This is a genomic window from Microbacterium sp., from assembly GCF_030149085.1.
In the GTDB taxonomy this organism is placed as follows: domain Bacteria; phylum Actinomycetota; class Actinomycetes; order Actinomycetales; family Microbacteriaceae; genus Microbacterium.
Genome location: NZ_JASBSF010000282.1, coordinates 1 through 21,759, shown reverse-complemented (window position 1 = coordinate 21,759; position 21,759 = coordinate 1). Strand labels below are relative to the sequence as shown.

The 21,759-nt window shown below is 67.0% G+C and carries 20 protein-coding genes; all 20 read left to right on the top strand.

The genetic code is table 11. From position 1 onward, the window contains the following. Window positions 1–36: 36 nt before the first annotated feature. Window positions 37–291, top strand: coding sequence for a DNA-directed RNA polymerase subunit omega (gene rpoZ, locus Q1V87_RS11465; RefSeq protein WP_195693834.1), 255 nt, complete (start codon window positions 37–39; stop codon window positions 289–291). A 73-nt stretch (window positions 292–364) separates the two neighbouring features. Continuing rightward, entirely contained in the window at window positions 365–1,558 is a 1,194-nt protein-coding gene (gene metK, locus Q1V87_RS11460; RefSeq protein ID WP_300592829.1) for a methionine adenosyltransferase, read from the top strand. Between the two features lies 1 nt (window position 1,559). Next, window positions 1,560–3,554, top strand: coding sequence for a primosomal protein N' (locus Q1V87_RS11455; protein ID WP_300592826.1), 1,995 nt, complete (start codon window positions 1,560–1,562; stop codon window positions 3,552–3,554). Next, window positions 3,551–4,510 carry a methionyl-tRNA formyltransferase gene (fmt, locus tag Q1V87_RS11450; RefSeq protein WP_300592824.1) on the top strand — a complete coding sequence of 320 codons (960 nt, stop codon included), beginning with the start codon at window positions 3,551–3,553 and terminating at the stop codon, window positions 4,508–4,510. The genes Q1V87_RS11455 and fmt overlap by 4 nt, the downstream gene beginning before the upstream one ends. Then, the gene (locus Q1V87_RS11445) at window positions 4,507–5,889 is read left to right on the top strand and encodes a transcription antitermination factor NusB (protein ID WP_300592821.1); all 1,383 of its coding nucleotides are present in this window, start codon (window positions 4,507–4,509) and stop codon (window positions 5,887–5,889) included. The genes fmt and Q1V87_RS11445 overlap by 4 nt, the downstream gene beginning before the upstream one ends. 26 nt (window positions 5,890–5,915) lie before the next feature. Next, window positions 5,916–6,611: a ribulose-phosphate 3-epimerase gene (rpe, locus tag Q1V87_RS11440; RefSeq protein WP_300592818.1), complete on the top strand. Its 696-nt coding sequence runs from the start codon at window positions 5,916–5,918 to the stop codon at window positions 6,609–6,611. 34 nt (window positions 6,612–6,645) lie between these two features. Then, complete coding sequence (locus Q1V87_RS11435; RefSeq protein ID WP_292710404.1) at window positions 6,646–6,909, top strand: phosphoribosyl-ATP diphosphatase; 264 nt, start codon at window positions 6,646–6,648, stop codon at window positions 6,907–6,909. A gap of 37 nt (window positions 6,910–6,946) precedes the next feature. Next, complete coding sequence (gene hisG, locus Q1V87_RS11430) at window positions 6,947–7,786, top strand: ATP phosphoribosyltransferase (protein ID WP_292710408.1); 840 nt, start codon at window positions 6,947–6,949, stop codon at window positions 7,784–7,786. Next, window positions 7,787–8,551 carry an imidazole glycerol phosphate synthase subunit HisF gene (hisF, locus tag Q1V87_RS11425; RefSeq protein ID WP_300592814.1) on the top strand — a complete coding sequence of 255 codons (765 nt, stop codon included), beginning with the start codon at window positions 7,787–7,789 and terminating at the stop codon, window positions 8,549–8,551. Then, window positions 8,548–8,907, top strand: a complete 360-nt coding sequence (gene hisI, locus Q1V87_RS11420) for a phosphoribosyl-AMP cyclohydrolase (RefSeq protein WP_292710414.1) — start codon at window positions 8,548–8,550, stop codon at window positions 8,905–8,907. Before hisF ends, hisI begins: the two co-directional genes overlap by 4 nt. After that, window positions 8,904–9,491, top strand: coding sequence for a Trp biosynthesis-associated membrane protein (locus tag Q1V87_RS11415; protein ID WP_300592810.1), 588 nt, complete (start codon window positions 8,904–8,906; stop codon window positions 9,489–9,491). Before hisI ends, Q1V87_RS11415 begins: the two co-directional genes overlap by 4 nt. 42 nt (window positions 9,492–9,533) lie before the next feature. Beyond that, on the top strand, window positions 9,534–9,764 hold the full coding sequence (locus tag Q1V87_RS11410; protein ID WP_228178708.1) for a DUF6704 family protein: 231 nt from the start codon (window positions 9,534–9,536) through the stop codon (window positions 9,762–9,764). 2 nt (window positions 9,765–9,766) lie between these two features. Beyond that, complete coding sequence (gene trpC / locus Q1V87_RS11405; protein WP_292710422.1) at window positions 9,767–10,543, top strand: indole-3-glycerol phosphate synthase TrpC; 777 nt, start codon at window positions 9,767–9,769, stop codon at window positions 10,541–10,543. Further along, window positions 10,540–11,754, top strand: a complete 1,215-nt coding sequence (gene trpB / locus Q1V87_RS11400; protein ID WP_292710425.1) for a tryptophan synthase subunit beta — start codon at window positions 10,540–10,542, stop codon at window positions 11,752–11,754. Before trpC ends, trpB begins: the two co-directional genes overlap by 4 nt. Next, a complete protein-coding gene (trpA, locus tag Q1V87_RS11395; RefSeq protein ID WP_292710428.1) occupies window positions 11,751–12,536 on the top strand; it encodes a tryptophan synthase subunit alpha in 786 nt (261 codons plus the stop codon). The genes trpB and trpA overlap by 4 nt, the downstream gene beginning before the upstream one ends. Window positions 12,537–12,608: 72 nt before the next feature. Continuing rightward, window positions 12,609–13,580: a prolipoprotein diacylglyceryl transferase gene (lgt, locus tag Q1V87_RS11390; protein WP_292710431.1), complete on the top strand. Its 972-nt coding sequence runs from the start codon at window positions 12,609–12,611 to the stop codon at window positions 13,578–13,580. A gap of 95 nt (window positions 13,581–13,675) precedes the next feature. Further along, entirely contained in the window at window positions 13,676–18,256 is a 4,581-nt protein-coding gene (gene gltB, locus Q1V87_RS11385; RefSeq protein ID WP_292710434.1) for a glutamate synthase large subunit, read from the top strand. Further along, window positions 18,249–19,715 carry a glutamate synthase subunit beta gene (locus tag Q1V87_RS11380; RefSeq protein ID WP_300592803.1) on the top strand — a complete coding sequence of 489 codons (1,467 nt, stop codon included), beginning with the start codon at window positions 18,249–18,251 and terminating at the stop codon, window positions 19,713–19,715. Before gltB ends, Q1V87_RS11380 begins: the two co-directional genes overlap by 8 nt. Window positions 19,716–19,785: 70 nt before the next feature. After that, on the top strand, window positions 19,786–21,234 hold the full coding sequence (pyk, locus tag Q1V87_RS11375; RefSeq protein ID WP_292710440.1) for a pyruvate kinase: 1,449 nt from the start codon (window positions 19,786–19,788) through the stop codon (window positions 21,232–21,234). Window positions 21,235–21,305: 71 nt separating this feature from the next. Continuing rightward, window positions 21,306–21,695: an SHOCT domain-containing protein gene (locus Q1V87_RS11370; RefSeq protein ID WP_331791277.1), complete on the top strand. Its 390-nt coding sequence runs from the start codon at window positions 21,306–21,308 to the stop codon at window positions 21,693–21,695. Window positions 21,696–21,759 lie beyond the last annotated feature (64 nt).

The window sequence follows — 21,759 nt, the reverse complement described above, 5'->3', positions numbered from 1 at the left end:
CTCACCGACATCCGTCGCCAGCGAAGGGATTCCGCCATGGCCGGGAACAACAAGGGCATCATCGACCCCCCCATCGACAGCCTTCTCGAGAAGGTTGACTCGAAGTACCAGCTGGTGATATACGCATCAAAGCGCGCCCGCCAGATCAACGACTACTACTCCGACCTGCACGAGGGAAACCTCTTCGACAACGTGGGACCGCTGGTTGATTCAACCGTCGAGGACAAGCCGCTGACCATCGCGCTCCACGAGATCAACGAAGACAAGCTTCGCCTCCGTCCGATCGACTGACGGTCACCTGTTCGCGCGCCGGTGTCGTAGGCCGGCGCGATACTGATCGGCGTCCACTACTGACGGGAGCTCCATGACCGCGTTGCGTCTGTTTACGTCCGAGTCGGTCACGGAAGGTCACCCCGACAAGATCTGCGACCAGATCTCTGACAGCATCCTCGACGCCATCCTGAGTGAGGATCCGACCGGGCGCGTCGCGGTCGAGACCCTCGTCACCACAGGACTGGTGCATGTCGCGGGTGAGGTGAGCACGTCCGCCTACGTCGAGATTCCCGCGATCGTTCGCGATGTGGTCAACCGCATCGGATACACCTCGAGCGAGACTGGGTTCGACGGCGACTCGTGCGGCGTGAGCATCTCCATCGGCGCGCAGTCCTCCGACATCGCGTCGGGTGTGAACAAGGCCTTCGAGCAGCGTGAACGCGGATCATCCGACCCTCGTGACGAGCAGGGCGCGGGCGACCAGGGCATCATGTTCGGCTATGCGACGACCGAGACGCCTCAGCTGATGCCGATGGCCGCGTGGACGGCGCACCGCATGGCTGAGCGCCTCGCCGAATCGCGACGCTCAGGTGCGCTGCCGTTCCTGCGTCCCGACGGCAAGACGCAGGTCACCCTCGGCTTCGAGGGGGCCGTGCCGCGCACCGTCGAGTCCGTGGTGCTCTCGACCCAGCACCACCCTGACATCTCGCAAGAAGACCTGCGCGCCCAGGTGCAGGAGACCGTCATCGATCCGGTTCTGGAGAGCACCGGACTCGATCTTTCCGCGGTCACCTACTACATCAATCCCGCTGGTCCGTTCGTGATCGGCGGCCCGAAGGGCGATGCGGGCCTCACGGGCCGGAAGATCATCATCGACACCTATGGCGGTGCCTCGCGCCACGGAGGCGGAGCCTTCAGCGGGAAGGACCCCTCGAAGGTCGACCGCTCTGCTGCCTACGCCATGCGGTGGGTCGCGAAGAACGCCGTGGCCGCAGGACTTGCTGATCGGCTCGAGGTGCAGGTCGCCTACGCCATCGGCAAGGCCGCTCCGGTCGGCCTGTACGTCGAGACGTTCGGAACCGGTCACGTGGCCGACGACATCATCACGACGGCGATTCTTGACGTGTTCGACCTGCGCCCGAAGGCGATCATCGACCAGCTCGATCTGCTTCGCCCGATCTATGGGCAGACCGCAGCCTACGGGCACTTCGGTCGAGAACTCGCCGACTTCACGTGGGAGCGCACGGACCGCGTCGACGACCTGCGCTCAGCCGCCGGTCTCTGACATGACCGCTCGGCGCATCGCGCGAGTGCTCCTGGATTCCCCGCTGCCCCAACTGGATCGGCTCTTCGACTACGAGATTCCCGACGAGCTGGCACCTGAGGCTCACGAGGGCGTCCGCGTACGCGTGCCGCTTCGTGCGGCCGGCCGGATCGTGGACGGCTTCATCGTGGAGCTGGACGACGAACCGTCCGCTGACCGCCCCCTGTCGGAGGTCGAGTCCGTCATCTCTTCGGTACCTGTGCTGCCACGGCGGCTCTACGACCTCGCACGAAAGGTCGCCGACCGGTCGGCAGGGTCGGCATCCGACATCCTGCGCCTGGTCGTACCGCGACGGATGGTGCGAGCCGAGCGTTCATGGCAGAACGCCGAACGAGCGGGCGTCCCCGAGGTGTCGGCATCCACTGCAGAATGGGCGGCAACTGCCCTCGCAAGCTTCCCCGGCGCGGCTGATTCGCTCACCCGGGGCGCGCGCATCGCCCTGACGGCGCCGACGGCGCCGGTAACGCCCGGTTCGCCCGCACCGGGGTGGGTGGGAATCCTCGCTGCCGCGGCCGCGAGGCTGCTCGTGGCAGGACGCAGCAGCATCCTCGTCGTGCCCGACCACCGAGACCTCGACCAACTCGAGCAGGGCCTGATCGCGCACGGACTCGGCGAGGCACTCATCCGGACGGATGCCGCTCAGAGCGCCCCTGCCCGCTACGGCGCGTATCTGCGGGTGCTCGAGCCCACGCCCTCGATCGTGATCGGCAACCGATCGGCCGTGTACGCGCCCGTCCACGCGCTGGGCCTGATCGCTGTCTGGGACGATGGCGACCCGCTGCTGCGTGAACCGCTGTCACCGGGCGTCCACGCCCGTGACGCCGCGCTGGTCAGACAGGAGCAGGAGCAGTTTGCGCTTGTCTTCGCCGGGTTCACCCGCACCACCGACGTCCAACGTCTTGTCGATATCGGGTGGGTGGAGGAGCTGCGCGCAGCCCGTCCAGCGGCTCCACGCGTGGTGCTCACACCTCTGCGCGAGGGGGAGACCGGGACCGCGCGGATCCCCTCTGCGGCGTTCACCGCCGCGCGCGAGGCAGTTCGGAGCGGTCCAGTTCTGGTGCAGGTCTCTCGCCCCGGGTACGCTCCGGTGCTCGCCTGCGCGGAGTGCCGGCATCCCGCGCGCTGTCGCGCCTGCGGCGGACCGCTTCATGCCGGAGCGCGAGGGGCAACACCAACCTGTTCTGCGTGCGGACGCCGCGCTGAAGGCTGGACCTGCGCCTCCTGCGGTGGCGCGCGCTTCCTACTCATCGGCTCCGGGAGCCGCCGCACCGCGGAGGAACTCGGACGCGCCTTCCCCGGCATCCGGATCATCGTCTCGGATGCCGATCATCCTGTTCTCGATGTGCCAGAGACACCGGCGCTCGTCATCGCGACGCGTGGCGCGGAGCCTCGGGCCGCGCGTGGATACCGCGCGGTGCTGCTCTTGGACGGCGAACGGATGCTGCTCGCTGATGATCTGCGGATCGCCGAGCACTGTCTACGCTGGTGGTCAAACGCGGCCGCCTTGGCTGGGCCAGGTGCGCCGGTACACCTGGTCGGGGTCGCTGGGGCTCTCGGCCGAGCACTGGCCACCTGGTCCCAGCCTGCCTTCGCCCGCGCCGAGCTCGCCGAACGCGCAGAGCTGCGAATGCCTCCCGCGGTTCGGGTTGCCTCGCTGGAGGGGCCTCGACCGGCGGTGGAGACCGCGCTGGCCACCGTGCGGTCGGATGTGCCGGGGCTGCAGGCCAGCGACGTGCTCGGGCCTGTGCCGCTGCCGACCACCGGCTCGCACGATGGCGACGTGCGCGCGCTCGTGCGCTGCGATTATCACGATGGACCCGCCCTCGCGCGTTCCCTGCGCGCGGCTCTGGTTGCCGCAGCGCTGCGGGGGCGCCGCTCACGTAGTCGCGGCGGCGCACGCGCGACGCTGCGCATCCGTCTCGACCTGCCCGACCTGAACCTGGAGACACAGCAATGAGAATCGTGTTCGCCGGAACGCCCGAGCCGGCCGTGCCGTCGCTACGCGCCCTCGTCGACGCCGGTCACGAGGTGCCTCTCGTGATCACGCGGCCCGACGCGCAGATCGGTCGCCGCCGGGTCGTGACGCCTTCGCCGGTGGCTACCGCCGCTGACACGCTCGGCCTGTCGGCGCATCGCACCGCACGCCTCGACGATGTAGCACTCGAGGCGGTGCGCGCTGCTCACCCCGACCTGGGCGTGATCGTCGCCTACGGCAGCCTCGTCCGCGAACCCCTGCTCTCGACGCCTCGGCACGGCTGGATCAACCTCCACTTTTCGGCCCTGCCCCGGTGGCGGGGGGCTGCTCCCGTGCAGCACGCCATCATCGCGGGAGACCCCGAGGTGGGCGTCGACGTCTTCCAGCTGACGGCAGGCCTTGACGAGGGAGACATCTTCGGCGAGGTGCGCTTTCCGCGCCCGATTGAGGCGACGGCGGGGGAGCTGCTCGCGACCCTCGCGGATGCCGGAGCAGAGCTCTTGACCACGGTCGTCGGCCAGATCGCAGACGGCACTGCGCGATCCCGCCCTCAAGCGGGCGACCCAAGCTATGCGCCGAAACTCTCGATCGAGGACGGTCGCGTCGACTGGCAGCAAAGTCGGGAGCAGATCATGTCACGGATCCTCGGCGTGACCCCCGAGCCCGGTGCCTTCGCGACCGCGCAGGACGCGCGGCTGAAGATCCTCGCCGCCGTGCCGGCAACCTCCGAAGCGCCACGGTTGCGCCCCGGGCTGGTCGCAGCTCACGCGAAGCAAGTGATCGTCGGAACCGGTAGCGATCCGATCGCACTGTTGCGTGTCCAGCCAGCGGGGAAGCCCGCGATGGATGCCGGAGATTGGTGGCGCGGTGCACGGCTGAGCGAGCTGCAGTTCGATACTGACGCTCAGATGACCGGCGATGTCGGAGCCACGGCATGAGCGGCGCACCGTCGGCCCGCCGAGTCGCCTTCGACACGCTGCGTGCGGTCCACGACGCCGACGCGTACGCGAACCTCGTCCTGCCGACAGCCATCGCCCGGGCACGACTGAGCCCGGCAGATGCCGCGCTCGCGACGGAGCTGACATACGGGACCCTGCGGCAACAGGGAACCTGGGATGCTGTCATCGCTGTCGCTGCCAACCGGCAGGCAGAGAGCGTCGACCCGCCAGTCCTGGACATCCTGCGGCTCGGGGTGCATCAACTTTTGGCCACGAGGGTCCCGCCGCACGCGGCAGTCAACGAGTCGGTTGCTCTTGCGCGTTCCAGTGCGGGGGAGCGCGCTGTCGGTTTCGTCAATGCTGTGCTGCGCAGAATCGGCGAAGCGGATGCCGCGACCTGGATCTCCCGCGCCGAAGAGGCTGCACGCTCCGACGACGAGCGCCTCTCGGTGCGCACCTCCCACCCGGTGTGGGTTATCCGGGCTCTCCGGCGCGCTCTCGACGACGAAGGGCGCGCGGGCGAACTGCTCGATCTTCTCGTGGCCGACAACGACTCGCCCGGCGTCACGATGACGGCTCTCCCGGGGCTTGCCACCGTTCCTGAAGAGTCGGAGCCGACATCCTTCTCGCCCTATGGGTTCCGAGCACCGGCCGGGGATCCCGGCAGGCTCGTGGCAGCCTCGAATGGGGCGCTGCGCGTCCAGGACGAGGGATCCCAGCTCGCAGCCCTCGCCCTGTCGGAGGTCGACACGGTGCGATCCGGGGAGCGCTGGCTCGACTTGTGCGCGGGCCCGGGCGGAAAGACCGCGCTGCTGGCTGCCCGCGTGCTGCAGGCGCGGGAGTCGGGGACCCCGGTCGACCTGGAGGCGAACGAAGTCTCGTCCACGCGCGCCGGGTTGGTTCGTCGATCCCTCGAGCCGATCCCGTTCGAGGTTGTCGTCTCTGAGGAAGACGGCAGGGAAAGGGCAGGCGCTGACGCGTACGACCGGATCCTCGTCGACGCGCCCTGCACGGGCTTGGGTGCCTTGCGCCGCCGACCAGAGTCGCGCTGGCGCAAGTCACCGCAGGATGTCGCACCGCTGGCCGACCTGCAGCGCGAACTGCTCTCTGCCGCGGTGACCGGGCTCCGGCCGGGCGGTGTCGTCGCTTATGTGACGTGCTCGCCGCACCTCGTCGAGACCCGCGATGTGGTGGCGGCGGTGCTGGATCAGCACCGAGACAAGCTGGACGAGCTGGACGCGCGAGACGTACTGCGCCGGGTGTCGCGGAGCACGCTGGACCTGGCGAGCCCGACAGGCGGCGGCGGGCGTGCACAGTTGTGGCCCCACCGGCACGGCACCGACGCCATGTCGATCACGCTCCTGCGGCGGCGAAGCTGACCGACGCCCTCGCCCATAATGGACGGGTGAGTTCCCCCGACGCCGCGACGCAGGACCCTGCGGTGCGCATCAATCCCAGCATCCTTGCCGCCGACTTCGTCAACATGCAGTCGGAACTGCAGCGCATCGCCGCCGCCGACTTCGTCCACGTCGACGTCATGGACAACCATTTCGTTCCGAACCTCACGTTCGGACCACAGATGGTTGAGAGGATCCACGCGACGTCTCCCGTGCCGCTGGATGTTCACCTCATGATCGACGATGTGGACCGCTGGGCCCCGGGCTACGCCGAGATCGGCGCGGCATCCGTGACCTTCCACGCGGAGGCCACGTCAGAGCCGGTGGCTCTCGCCCGGCGGTTGCGCTCTCTCGGCGCACGCGCCGGAATCGCGCTCAAGCCGGCTACGCCGGTCGAGCCGCTCTTCGATGTTCTCGACGAGTTCGACCAGATCCTCGTGATGACCGTCGAACCGGGGTTTGGCGGTCAGTCGTTCATGGCCGACATGATGCCGAAGCTCCGCCTGCTCGCCGACGAATGCCACCGGCGCGGCTCTGCGGTCTGGCTGCAAGTGGACGGCGGCATCTCGCCGTCCACGATCGAGCAGGCTGCCGCAGCAGGTGCCGATACGTTCGTCGCCGGATCAGCCGTGTTCGGGGCAGATGACCCGGAAGCCGCGATCGTGAGCCTGCGCTCCCTCGGGGCCCACGCTCATCGGCACTGACCGGGGTACCCGCGCGGTTCGCTACCCTGGCATAGTGAAGTCGTTCGAGGAGCTGTTCGCCGAGTTGACGGTGAAGGCGCAGACCCGTCCCGAGGGGTCGGGGACCGTCGCCGAGCTCGATGCAGGCATCCACACGATCGGCAAGAAGATCGTCGAAGAGGCCGCCGAGGTGTGGATGGCCGCCGAGTACGAGTCGGATGAGGCCGCAGCCGAAGAAATCTCGCAATTGCTGTATCACCTGCAGGTGCTGATGCTGGCGAAGGGGATCTCGCTCGAGGACGTGTACCGACATCTCTGAACCCGTCGCCCCTCCCGCTTCGACCCGAAAGACCCCCATGCTCCGAATCGCCGTGCCCAACAAGGGTTCGCTGGCCGAGACATCGGCCGCCATGCTCACCGAAGCTGGATACACCGGCAGGCGTGATCCGAAGGATCTCCACGTCATCGATCCCGCGAACGAGGTCGAGTTCTTCTATCTCCGCCCGCGCGACATCGCAACGTACGTGGGCTCCGGCGCCCTGGATGTCGGCATCACCGGCCGGGATCTTCTTCTGGATGCGCGGATGCCTGCGCGCGAGATCGAATCCCTCGGATTCGCGGACTCGACGTTCCGCTTCGCGGGGCCTCCCGGACGCTTCACCGACCTCGCTGACCTCGAGGGAATGCGCGTCGCCACCGCCTACCCCGGCCTCGTGGACTCGTTCCTCGATGAACGAGGGATCGCTGTCGACCTCGTTCCGTTGGACGGTGCGGTCGAGTCGGCGGTGCGGTTGGGCGTGGCGGATGCCGTCGCCGATGTCGTCTCGACGGGCACGACACTCAAGCAGGCGGGGCTCGAGATCTTCGGCCCCGTGCTCCTGGAGTCGGAAGCCGTCCTCATCGGAGGGCCACGGGAGGTCGAGGGGACCGAGACGCTCCTGCGGCGGCTCCGCGGTGTGATGGTTGCCCGCCGGTACGTTCTCATCGACTACGACCTGCCGGCAGACCTCGTCGACCGAGCAGTGGACATCGCGCCCGGCATCGAGTCGCCGACGATCTCGCCACTACGGGACCCGTCGTGGGTGGCAGTGCGCGTCATGAGTCCGCGCAAGGGCGTCAATCAGGTGATGGACGCGCTGTACGGCATCGGTGCTCGCGCCATCCTGGTAACCGAGATTCACGCGGCGAGGCTCTAGATGGCTGTTGCGACGCGCGTCATCCCGTGCCTCGACGTCGCCGCCGGGCGCGTGGTGAAGGGCGTCAACTTCCTGAACCTTCGCGACATGGGCGACCCTGTGGAGTTGGCGGCTGCGTACTTCCGCCAGGGCGCTGATGAGATCACGTTCCTCGATGTCACCGCGACTGTCGACGAGCGTGCAACGACATACGACGTGGTCCAGCGCACGGCAGAAGAGGTCTTCATCCCGCTCACCGTCGGGGGAGGGGTGCGTTCGGCAGACGATGTCGCTCGGCTGCTCGGGGTCGGCGCCGACAAGGTGGGAGTGAACTCGGCAGCGATCGCCCGGCCCGGACTCGTGGATGAGATCGCCGACCGCTTCGGAGCCCAGGTGCTCGTACTGTCCCTGGATGTGAAGCGCTCAGACGCCGTCGACTCGGGGTTCGTCGTCACGACCCACGGTGGGCGAACCGAGACGACTCTCGATGCGCTCGCGTGGGCTCGCGAGGCCATCGATCGCGGCGCAGGCGAGCTCTTGGTCAACTCGATCGATGCTGATGGCACACGGGAGGGTTTCGATCTCGAGCTCGTCTCGCTGATGCGCGAGATCTCGTCAGTACCGGTGATCGCCTCCGGCGGCGCGGGATCTGTCGAGCATTTCGCACCAGCCGTGCACGCCGGAGCTGACGCCGTATTGGCCGCCAGCGTCTTCCACACCGGTCAGCTCACCGTCGGGGACGTGAAGTCGGCGCTGGCAGCCGAGAAGGTGGAGGTGCGAGCGTGACCGATCTCGAGGAGCGCATCGCGGCAGTCGCCTTCAACGCGGATGGTCTTGCGCCGGCGATCATCCAGCAGTGGGACACCGGAGAGGTGCTCATGCTCGGCTGGATGGATGCCGAAGCGCTCAGACGCACGCTCACGACCGGGCGCGTGACCTTCTGGTCTCGCTCGCGCCAGGAGTACTGGCGTAAGGGCGACACATCCGGACACGTGCAGTACGTACGCGGCGCGAAACTCGACTGCGACGGCGACGCGCTCCTGATCGAGGTCGAACAGATCGGTGCCGCCTGCCACACCGGAACGCGCAGCTGCTTCGACACGACCGACCTGCAGCCCGCCGTCACCCACGGGGACGCATGATCGCGCGGGCTCGGCTCATCGGCGTTGTCGGGTTCCTGATCGCGGGAGCGACGGGCCTCATCTCCTCGACTCAAACATGGCTGCTCGTTTCATTGAGCGATGGAGCCGCGGAACCGCTCGCCGTAGCCGGCGCGTCTGCCGTGGTGCTCCTCGCGCCGCTGAGCCTGACGGCGCTCGCCCTCGGAGCTGCTCTGTCCATCGTCGGGCGGATCCTGCGTCCCGTATTCGGCGTGATCGGCGCCGTACTCGGGATAGCACTGGCAATCCTGACTGCGCCAATCGCCATCCAGGCACCGGTGAGTGCCGTCTCGGCAGAGGTGGCGGCCGTGACCGGCATCCGCGGTGAGAGTGCGATCGCGGAGCTTGTGGCAGGGATCACTGCCACGACCTGGCCCGCCATCACCCTCGTCGCGGCCGTCCTCATGGCAGCCGCGGGGATCTGGGTTCTCGCAACCGCGCGCCTCTGGCCCGAGGGCGGACGGCGGTACCAGTCAGAACGCGCCGAGCGACGCCGGAGCGGCGGGCCCCTCGATGCGATCGACTCGTGGGATGACCTCTCCCGTGGCGGGGACCCGACCACCTGACCGCTAGACTGACCACAGCCCGCGCACTACCGGAGGATATCCATGAGCAACCCCATCGGCGACCCCGGCCACGGACACTCGCCGGCGGCCTGGACGGCTGTCGTCATCATGCTCGCTGCCATCGCCCTGGGTACAGTGGCGTTCTTCCTCGAGATCGTCTGGCTGGTGTGGGCGTCGGTTGTCCTCGTCGTGGTGGGGGCGCTCGTCGGCTGGATCATGGCGAAGGTCGGCTACGGCGTAGGCGGCTCCAGGTACACCGCGAAAGAGCATTGAGCATGCTCGCCGACCTCACGGCCGGCGCTCTCGAGGACGCCCGGACGCGCGAAGCCGTGCGACCGCTCGCGGATGTCGAACGCGCCGCGCTCGCCCGCCCCGCTGCACTCCCGGCGCTGGCGCACCTTGCACCCGCAGAGCGTGTGCGCATCATCGCCGAGGTGAAGCGCGCAAGCCCCTCACGCGGTGATCTCGCCGACATCCCCGACCCGGCTCACCTCGCGTCGCTCTACGAGCGCGGCGGCGCGTCTGCCATCTCGGTCCTCACGGAGCAACGTCGGTTCAAGGGGAGTCTCGCCGATCTCGAGTCAGTCCGCGCCGCAGTATCTCTGCCGGTGTTGCGGAAGGACTTCGTATCCACCGAGTACCAGGTCTTCGAAGCCCGCGCCGCGGGTGCCGACATCGTTCTACTCATTGTCGCGGCCCTCGATCAGCCGGTGCTCGAGCGCCTGTTGCATCTGATCGAACAGCTCGGGATGACAGCCCTTGTCGAGACTCACTCACTCGAGGAGCTTCATCGTGCCGCCGACATCGGTGCGCGCCTGGTCGGTGTCAACGCACGAGACCTCTCCACGTTTCAACTCGACCGAGATCTGTTCGGGCGCCTGCGCGACTCGATCCCCGCTGATGCCATCGCCGTCGCGGAGTCGGCAGTACTGGCGCCGGCCGATGTCGCGCACTACCGGGCCGCCGGCGCGGATGTCGTGCTCATCGGCGAGGCGTTGGTGACCGGAGACCCCGTCGCGACCCTCACGACGTTCCTGGAGGCAGGATCATGACCACGAGCCTGCGCGAACAGCGCGGTCCCTTCTTCGGCGATTTTGGCGGACGTTTCATGCCCGAGTCGCTTATCGCCGCGATCGACGAGCTCACTGCCGAGTACGAAGCCGCTCGCATCGATCCGGCGTTCCACGCGGAGTTCGTCCGGCTGCTGAACTCGTACGCAGGCAGACCCTCGGCGCTCACCGAGGTGCCTCGGTTTGCCGAGCACACCGGGGTCGGCCGCGTCTTTCTCAAGCGCGAGGACCTGAACCACACCGGGTCCCACAAGATCAACAACGTGCTCGGACAGGCTCTGCTCACGCAGCGGCTGGGCAAGACGCGGGTCATCGCTGAGACCGGAGCCGGTCAGCACGGCGTTGCAACGGCGACGGCCGCTGCCCTGTTCGGTTTCGAGTGCACCATCTACATGGGCGAAGTCGACACGCAACGCCAGGCACTGAATGTCGCCCGTATGCGCCTGCTCGGCGCCGAGGTCATCCCGGTCACGACGGGGTCGAGGACGCTCAAGGATGCCATCAACGAGGCGTACCGCGACTGGGTCGCCAGCGTCGAGACCACCAACTACATCTTCGGAACAGCTGCCGGCCCGCACCCGTTCCCTGCGATGGTTCGCGATTTCCAGAAGGTCATCGGTGAAGAGGCGCGCGCTCAGCTTCTGGAGGAGATCGGACGGCTCCCCGATGCCGTCTTCGCCTGCGTTGGCGGCGGATCGAACGCGATCGGCATGTTCGATGCCTTCCTCGACGACGAGGGCGTCGCCCTCTACGGCGTCGAGGCGGCCGGCGATGGCGTCGACACGCCCCGGCACGCGGCGTCCATCGAGCGAGGCACGCCGGGCATCTTGCACGGCGCGAAGACCTACGTTCTGCAGGACGAGGACGGCCAGACCGTCGAGTCGCACTCGATCTCTGCGGGCCTGGATTATCCCGGAGTAGGGCCCGAACACGCCTGGCTTGCCGACATCGGTCGCGCGCACTACATCCCTGCCACCGACACCGAGGCGATGGAGGCCCTGCGCCTGCTGTCGCGCACGGAGGGCATCATCCCGGCTATCGAGTCCGCCCATGCACTGGCTGGAGCCCTGCGCATCGGACGCGAGCTCGGACCGGATGCCGTTGTTGCGATCTCACTGTCAGGTCGCGGCGATAAGGACATGGACACAGCGGCCCGGTGGTTCGAACTCTACGACGAGGGAGCGCAGCCGTGAGCGCCGTCGCCGCCGCGATCGACGCGGCCCGCGATGAAGGTCGCGGCGCTCTCATCGGATACCTCCCCATCGGCTATCCCGACCTGGAGACCAGCATCGAGGCCGCGGTGACGTTGGCCGAAGCCGGCGTCGACATCCTCGAACTCGGCCCGCCCTACTCAGACCCCGTTATGGACGGCCCGGTCATCCAGGAAGCCACCAACGCTGCGCTGGAAGCGGGCTTTCGGATGCGCGACACCTTCACCGCGGTCCGCGAGGTCGCTTCACGAACCGACATCCCCGTGCTGGTCATGACGTACTGGAACCCTGTCGTGCAGTACGGGGTTTCCCGGTACGCCGACGACCTCCGCGCAGCCGGTGGCGCCGGGCTGATCACGCCCGACATCACCCCAGACGCGGCAGCCGACTGGCTCGCCGAGAGCGCACGTACGGGCCTTGACCGGGTCTTTCTCGCCGCCCCGAGTTCGACCGACGCTCGACTCGAGATGATCGTGCGGGAAACCACCGGGTTCGTCTACACGGTCTCGACGATGGGTATCACGGGGGAGCGGGCCCAGTTGGATGCCGCAGCCCGTGCCCTTGTCGCGCGCCTCCGCGAGCACGGCGCCGAGCGCGCGTGCGTCGGAATCGGCGTCTCCAACGCCGACCACGTGCGGAGCGTCCTCGAGTACGCAGACGGAGCGATCGTCGGGACGGCGCTCGTGCGCGCCCTGCGCGACGGGGGCCTCGACGGACTCGCTGCTGCCGCGCGCGAACTCGTCGCCGGCACCGTCCGCGAGTGAGCGCGCCCCACTCGAACTAGACTCACGACGTCGGCCCTCCGGCCGGCGCCCCACCAACCGAGGACGATCGACATGATCACCGCTTTCCAGAACGTCCTGACGAGCATCCCCAGTCCGAGTGTCAGCTACATCGACCTCGGGCCGCTGCGCATCCATTTCTACGCGTTGTGCATCATCGCCGGTATCATCGTCGCGGTCCTGCTCACGAACTACCGCCTGACCAAGCGGGGTGCCGAAAACTGGATCGTCATCGACATCGCCCTGCTGGCGGTCCCGCTCGCGATCATCGTCGCCCGGATCTACCACGTCCTGACCCACCCCGGCTTCTACTTCGGTGAAGGTGCCGACATCTGGGCCATCTTCCGCATCTGGGAGGGCGGCATCGCCATCTACGGAGCCCTCATCGGCGGAGCGATCGGTGCGTGGCTCGGATGCCGCTGGACCGGCATCCGATTCTGGTCATTCGCCGACGCATTGGCGCCAGGTCTGATCATCGCCCAGGCCATGGGACGCCTCGGCAACTGGTTCAACCACGAGCTGTTCGGTCTTCCCACAGACCTTCCCTGGGGCCTGGAGATCGAGTCCACCAACGCGGCCTTCCCTCCGGGCCTGGCCCCCGGCACACTCTTCCACCCCACGTTCCTCTACGAGATGATCTGGAACCTCCTGGGAGCTGCCGTACTGCTGTGGGCGGGCCGTCGTTTCGCGCTGCAATGGGGCCGCCTGTTCGGCCTCTACCTCATCTGGTACAGCGCGGGGCGCATCGTCTGGGAGTCCATCCGGATCGATCCGAGCGAGATCTTCCTCGGCATCCGCGCGAACGTGTGGGCAGCGATCTTCGGCGTCATCATCGGCGCTGCGATCATGATCGTGCAGAAGCGCCGCCACCCCGGGCGGGAGCCCTCACCGTACGTTCCCGGTCGCGAGCGCGCCGCGAAAGGCACTGTACAATCGCAGGACACTCCCGACTTCGTCGACGTCAGCGAACCACCGGCCCCCGAAGTCACCGCCGGCAGCGCCACAAGCACCCCTCGGCCGCAGTGATCTGATCACCGGAGCAGTACCCAGATCACCGCGTACACCACACACAGCCGGGCCGACGTCGTCCCATATTGAGCATCAACGTGAGGACGGTAGCAATGGCATCGAGCCCCCGTCGCATCGCCACCGGCGAATCCGGCTTCCCCGCCAAGCAGGGGATGTACAACCCTGACTTCGAACGGGACGCGTGTGGCCTGGCCATGGTCGCGACCCTGCGCGGCGAGCCCGGTCACGACATCATCGATCTCGCACTGACTGCCCTGCGCAACCTCGAGCACCGGGGTGCCATCGGTTCGGATGCCGGTACTGGCGACGGCGCCGGCATCCTTACCCAGATGCCGGATGCGTTCCTGCGCGCGGTTGTCGACTTCGACCTTCCGCCGGTGGGGGAGTATGCGGCGGGCATGGTCTTCCTGCCGCTGGATCACGAAGCCCGAGCTGAGCAGAAGGCCGGCATCGAGCGCATCGCAGCAAGCGAGAACCTCGAGGTCCTCGGGTGGCGTGAAGTGCCCACCGACGAGGAGCACCTCGGCAAGCTCGCGTTCGAGGCACGCCCGGCATTCGAGCAGTTGTTCGTCTCGCGCCCCGCCGTCGGCGACGCTCACGCTCTGTCGGGAATCGCGCTGGATCGCCGCACCTACCGGCTCCGCAAGCGCAGCCGCACCGAGCTCGGCGCGTACTTCGTGTCGCTTTCGGCACGCACCCTCGGCTACAAGGGCATGGTCACGACGCTGCAGCTGGAGCCGTTCTATCCCGACCTGCAGGATGAACGGTTCGCATCCGAGCTCGCCGTGGTTCACTCGCGGTACTCGACGAACACGTTCCCGTCATGGCGCCTGGCGCAGCCGCTGCGGATGCTCGCGCACAACGGTGAGATCAACACCGTCAACGGCAACCGCAACTGGATGCGCGCACGCCAGTCCCAGCTCGAGTCCGAGCTGATCGGCGACATCCGTCCGCTGCTGCCGATCTGCACCGACGGCGCCAGCGACTCGGCCTCCTTCGACGAAGTGCTCGAGCTGCTCACCCTGACCGGCAGAAGCTTGCCTCACGCCATCATGATGATGGTGCCCGAGGCTTACGAGAAGCAGGTCGGGCTCGACCCTGATCTGCGCGCGTTCTACGACTATCACGCGATCCAGATGGAGCCGTGGGATGGCCCGGCTGCCCTGATCTTCACGGATGGCACGCTGGTCGGCGCGACACTGGACCGCAACGGCCTGCGTCCCGGACGGTGGACCGAGACCACCGACGGCCTCGTCGTCATCGGCAGCGAGACCGGTGTGCTCGATTTCGAGCCCGAGCGCATCAAGCGCCGCGGACGCCTGCGTCCCGGTCGCATGTTCCTCGTTGACACGGCGCAGCGCCGGATCATCGAGGATGACGAGATCAAGCGCGATCTCGCAACGATGCAGCCCTGGCAGGAGTGGCTGGATGCCGGCCGCGTGCGTCTGTCCGAGCTGCCTGAGCGTGAGCACATCGTGCATCCGATCGCGTCGATCACCCGCCGTCAGCGCACCTTCGGCTACACCGAAGAGGAAGTCCGCATCCTGTTGACCCCGATGGGGCAGAAGGGCGCGGAGCCGCTCGGCGCCATGGGTAGCGACACTCCCGTTGCGGTCCTGAGCGATCGCCCGCGTTTGCTGTTCGACTACTTCACGCAGCAGTTCGCTCAGGTGACCAACCCGCCGCTCGACTCGATCCGGGAAGAGGTCGTGACCTCGCTGTCGCTCGGCATCGGTCCCGAGCGGAACCTCTTGGACTGGGGTCCCAGCCACACGCGCACCGTGACGCTGGACTTCCCGGTCATCGACAACGACGAGCTCGCGAAGATCCAGCACATCGACACCGCCGTTCCCGGACGTTCCTCGGTCACGATCCGCGGCCTGTACCGCGTCGAGGCGGGACACAAGGGGATGCAGAAGCGCATCGCCCAGATGTGCAGCGAAGTCGATCAGGCAATCGAAGACGGCGCCGAGTACATCGTTCTCAGCGATCGGGACTCCAACAAGGACCTCGCGCCGATTCCCTCGCTGCTGATGGTCGCTGCCATCCATCACCACCTGATCCGGCGCGAGACCCGCATGAAGGTTGGGCTGGTCGTCGAGGCCGGCGACGTGCGCGAAGTGCACCACGTCGCGACATTGCTCGGTTACGGGGCCTCAGCTGTGAACCCGTACCTTGCCATGGAGACCGTCGAATACCTGGTGCGCGCCGGTTACATCACCGGTGTGACGCCTGAGAAGGCCGTCAAGAACCTCATCTATGCGCTCGGCAAGGGCGTGCTCAAGATCATGTCGAAGATGGGCATCTCGACCGTGTCCTCGTACGCGGGCGCGCAGGTGTTCGAAGCTGTCGGCCTGTCGCAGGAGTTCGTGGACGCCTACTTCACGGGCACGGAGACGAAGCTCGGCGGCGTCGGGCTCGACGTCATCGCCGCCGAGAACCGTGCCCGGCACGCCTATGCGTACCCGGAGGACGAAGCAGAGCGCGCTCACGAGCGCCTCTGGACCGGTGGTGAGTATCAGTGGCGCCGAGACGGCTCGCCGCACCTGTTCAACCCTGAAACGGTCTTCCGCCTGCAGCACTCGACACGCACGCGTCGGTACGACGTGTTCCGCGAGTACACGAAGCTCGTGGATGACCAGGCGAGCGAACTGAAGACCCTCCGCGGACTCTTCCGTCTGCGCACCGGCGTGCGCCGCCCCGTGCCGATCGACGAGGTCGAGCCGGTGTCGGCGATCGTGAAGCGGTTCTCAACGGGCGCGATGAGCTACGGCTCCATCTCGAAGGAAGCCCACGAGACACTCGCTATCGCGATGAACCGGATCGGTGGCAAGTCCAACACCGGTGAGGGCGGCGAGGATGTCGACCGTCTGCTCGATCCGGAACGTCGTAGCGCGATCAAGCAGGTTGCCTCGGGCCGATTCGGCGTGACGAGCCTGTACCTCACCGAAGCAGAAGACATCCAGATCAAGCTCGCGCAGGGCGCCAAGCCCGGTGAGGGCGGGCAGCTGCCACCGACCAAGGTCTATCCGTGGGTCGCGCGCACTCGGCACGCCACCGCGGGTGTCGGCCTTATCTCGCCGCCGCCGCACCACGACATCTACTCCATCGAGGACCTCAAGCAGCTGATCTTCGATCTCAAGCGCGCCAACCCCCACGCCCGCATCCACGTCAAGCTGGTCAGCCAGTCGGGAATCGGCGCGGTAGCAGCGGGTACGGCGAAGGCCCTGGCCGACGTCATCCTCGTCTCGGGCCACGACGGCGGGACGGGCGCGAGCCCGCTCAACTCGCTCAAGCACGCGGGAACGCCGTGGGAGTTGGGCCTCGCCGAGACCCAGCAGACCCTGATGCTCAACGGCATGCGGGACCGTGTGGTCGTACAGGTCGATGGCCAGATCAAGACCGGTCGCGACGTCATCATCGGCGCGCTGCTGGGTGCCGAGGAGTTCGGTTTCGCCACCGCTCCGCTGGTCGTCTCCGGATGCATCATGATGCGCGTCTGCCATCTCGACACCTGCCCCGTCGGTGTCGCCACGCAGAACCCCGTGCTGCGGTCGCGGTTCACCGGCAAGCCGGAATTCGTCGAAACCTTCATGGAGTTCATCGCCCAGGAAGTACGGGAGTACCTCGCAGAACTCGGGTTCCGCTCCCTGGACGAGGCGATCGGTCACCACGAACTGCTCGACACCAACCGTGCCATTGAGCACTGGAAGGCGAGCGGGATGGACCTGACCCCCGTGCTGGAGGGTCCTGCGTTCGCCGAGGACGAGCCGCGTCGCAACCTGCGTGCGCAGAACCACGAGATCGACGAGCACTTCGACGTCCCGATCATCGAGCGAGCCCAGGATGTCATCGCCCATGGCGGTCAGATCACGATCGACCTGCCGGTGCGCAACACCGCCCGCGCGGTCGGCACCTTGCTCGGGCACCACGTCACGAAGGCTCAGGGCCAGAACGGTCTGCCGGCCGGATCCATCACGATCAACCTCACCGGGTCGGCCGGGCAGTCCTTCGGTGCCTTCATGCCCGCGGGAATCACCCTGCGACTGACGGGAGACTCGAACGACTACGTCGGTAAGGGACTCTCGGGCGGTCAGATCGTCATCCGGCCTCCCCAGAATGCAGCCTTCGACGCGTCGCAGAACGTCATCGCCGGCAACGTGATCGGTTACGGCGCCACGCAGGGAACGCTCTTCCTGCGCGGCATCGTGGGCGAGCGCTTCTTCGTGCGCAACTCCGGGGCCACCGCTGTCGTCGAAGGCGTCGGCGACCACGCGCTCGAGTACATGACCGGCGGGCTCGCCGTCATCCTCGGTCCGACGGGTAGGAACCTGGGTGCCGGTATGTCGGGTGGAACCGCGTACATCTACCGGCTCGACCCCGACCTCGTGAACCGGGAAGCGCTCGCCACGGGTGAGCTCGAACTCGGACCGCTGGGCTCCGGGGATGCCGAAATGCTGCGGGACCTGCTCGCGCAGCACGCGGAACAGACGGGTTCCGCGCTTGCTGCGGACTTCCTGGCACGCTTCGACGAGGAAGTCGCGAACTTCGTCCGCGTCGTCCCTCGCGACTACGCCGCCGTGCTGCGCACGCGGCAGGAGGCCGTGGACGAAGGCCTCGACCCCGACGGCGACGTCGTCTGGACCCGCATCCTGGAGGTGACCGGTGGCTGATCCCAAGGGCTTTCTGAAGGTGACGGAGCGGGAACTTCCCGCCCGTCGTCCGGTGCCTGTTCGCATCATGGACTGGAAAGAGGTCTACGAACCCGGTGACAGTGCTGTGCTGCGCCGGCAGGCCGGACGCTGCATGGACTGCGGCATTCCGTTCTGCCACCAGGGATGCCCGCTGGGGAACCTCATCCCCGAGTGGAACGACCTCACGTGGCGCGGGGAGGGGCGCGCGGCGATCGATCGCCTGCACGCGACGAACAACATCCCGGAGTTCACGGGTCGGCTCTGTCCCGCACCGTGCGAGAGCGCCTGCGTGCTGGGCATCAACCAGCCGGCGGTGACGATCAAGCAGGTGGAGGTCTCGATCATCGATCAGGCCTTCGCGAACGGCTGGGTCGACCCGAAGCCGCCCGGGCGCTTGACCGGCAAGACCGTGGCTGTGGTCGGTTCAGGCCCCGCAGGTCTGGCAGCCGCACAGCAACTCACGCGCGCCGGTCACACCGTGGCCGTGTACGAGCGGGATGACCGCATCGGCGGTCTGCTGCGTTACGGCATCCCGGACTTCAAGATGGAAAAGCGCCACCTCGAGTCCCGGCTTCGTCAGATGCAGGACGAGGGCACCCGGTTCCGCGCCGGCGTCAATATCGGTACCGACATCACCTGGGACGCCCTGCGCGCCCGGTATGACGCTGTCGTCGTCGCGACCGGGGCAACAGTTCCGCGTGACCTCCCCATCCCCGGACGCGACCTCGCCGGGGTTCACTTCGCGATGGAGTACCTCGTCGAGTCGAACCACGCTGTCGCAGGGGATGCCGTCGCCAATCAGATCAGTGCCGAGGGCAAGCACGTCATCGTGATCGGTGGCGGCGACACCGGTGCTGACTGCATCGGAACCGCCCACCGCCAGGGCGCGCTGAGCGTCACGAACCTCGCGATCGGACGTCGCCCTCCCGAGGCACGCCCTGACGCGCAGCCCTGGCCGATGGCCCCGACCCTGTTCGAGGTGCAGTCCGCTCACGAGGAAGGCGGGGAGCGGATGTATCTGGCCTCCACCGTCGAGTTCCTGGGCAACGACGCCGGCGAAGTTCAGTACCTTCGTGTCGCCGAGACCGAGTTCGTGGATGGCCGGCGCGTCCCGAAAAGCGGCACGGAGCGCGAGATCCCGGCAGACCTCGTTCTCATCGCCATGGGCTTCACCGGCCCCGAGCGACTTCTCCTCGAGGACCAGCTCGGTACCAGATTCACCGATCGCGGCAACGTTGCCCGTGAGGACGATTACCAGACGACGCATCCGGGGGTGTTCGTTGCCGGTGACGCCGGCCGCGGTCAGTCCCTCATCGTCTGGGCGATCGCCGAAGGACGCGCGGCCGCTGCAGCGGTGGACCGGTATCTGATGGGTGACACGGAGCTTCCGTCTCCTGTTCACCCCACGGATGTCGCCATCGGCGTGGCGCACGCGTAGGCTGGGCCCGGCCCCTGCCTGTACCCGCAGGCCTTCTGCCTGCATCACGCAAACAACGGAGCACACTCGGATGAGACGCGCGAAGATCGTCGCAACCTTGGGCCCGGCAACCTCGACATACGAGATGGTTCGCGCCATCATCGATGCCGGCGTTGACGTTGCCCGCTTCAACCTTTCCCACGGCGACTACTCGGTACACGAGAACAATTTCGCCAATGTCCGCAAGGCCGCAGACGACGCACAGCGCGCCGTCGCGGTCCTCGTGGATCTGCAGGGACCCAAGATCCGTCTCGGAAAGTTTGAGAACGGACCTCACGAGCTCGCGCCCGGAGACATCTTCAAGATCACCATCGAGGACATCCTCGGCACGAAGGACATTGTCTCGACGACGTTCAAGGGTCTGCCTGCTGACGTGAAACCGGGCGACTTCCTGCTCATCGACGACGGCAAGGTTCGTGTCAAGGTCATCGAGACAGACGGAACAGTCGTCACGACCGAAGTCATCGTCGGTGGTCCGGTGTCCAACAACAAGGGCATCAACCTTCCCGGGGTCGCGGTCAACGTTCCCGCCCTCTCCGACAAGGACGAGGCAGACCTCCGCTGGGGTCTGCGTACCGGCGCCGATCTGATCGCGCTGTCGTTCGTCAGGGATGCCAAGGACGTGCAGCGTGTTCACGTGATCATGGCCGAGGAGGGCCGTCGGGTTCCGGTCATCGCCAAGATCGAGAAGCCGCAGGCCGTCGACAACCTCGAGGAGATCATCGACGCCTTCGACGGCATCATGGTCGCCCGTGGCGACCTCGGCGTGGAGCTTCCGCTGGAGGCTGTGCCGATCGTGCAGAAGCGCGCGGTCGAGCTGTGCCGCGCGATGGCCAAGCCGGTCATCGTGGCCACGCAGATGCTCGAGTCGATGATCAACAACCCGGTTCCCACGCGTGCCGAGACCAGTGACGTCGCCAACGCCGTTCTGGATGGTGCCGATGCCGTCATGCTCTCGGGCGAGACGAGTGTGGGGGAGTACCCCGTTGTCGTCGTACAGACGATGGCCCGCATCATCGAGTCGACGGAAGAACACGGACTCGAGCGCATCGCTCCGATTCACACGAAGCCGCGCACGCAGGGGGGCATCATCACGCTCGCGGCCAACGAGGTAGCTGACTTCGTCGAGGCGAAGTTCCTGTGTGTGTTCACAGAGTCGGGAAACTCGGCTCGCCGTCTGTCGCGCCTGCGGCCGAAGATCCCCATGCTCGCTTTCGCCCCCGACCCGGCGATCCGCCGCCGCATGGCAGTGACATGGGGCATCCAGTCGACCCTGGTCGAGCACGTCTCGCACACCGACCGGATGTTCCTCCAGGTCGATGACTACCTTCTCTCGAATGACCTGGCAAAGGTCGGTGACAAGGTCGTCGTGATCTCGGGTTCTCCTCCCGGAATCGAGGGCACGACCAACGACATCCGCATCCACAACGTGGGCGATGCGGTTCACGGCAAGGCTCCCGCCTACCAGAACGCAGGCTGACACTCGCTTCGCACGAAACGGTCGCACTCGGCACTAGGCTGAGCGCGACCGTTTCGCATTCGGAGGTAGCCGTGCTCGGCATCTGGGACATCTTCTTGTTCGCGCTCGTGATGTTCTACATCGCCGCGTACATCTACGTCGTCGCGCTGATCATCATCGATCTGTTTCGCGACCACACGCTGGCAGGCGGCTGGAAGGCGCTCTGGATCATCTTCCTGGTCCTCGTGCCCTTCTTGACGGCTCTCGTGTACGTGATCGCCCGAGGACGCGGGATGGCAGCTCGTGCGAGCATCCGGCGCGGCGTCGTTCCCGAAACCGACGACTACCGTCCTGCCGCTGCCGCTAACCCGACTGCCGAGATCGAGCGCGCCAAGGCCCTGCTGGATGCCGGCACCATCTCGCAGGGCGAGTTCGACGCGCTCAAGAGCAAAGCACTCGGGAACCAGTTCTTCGGAGCCTGAGCCACCGTGTGCTCTTCCCAAGCCGCGCCATCGTGCTCTTCCCAAGCCGCGCCATCGTGACGTG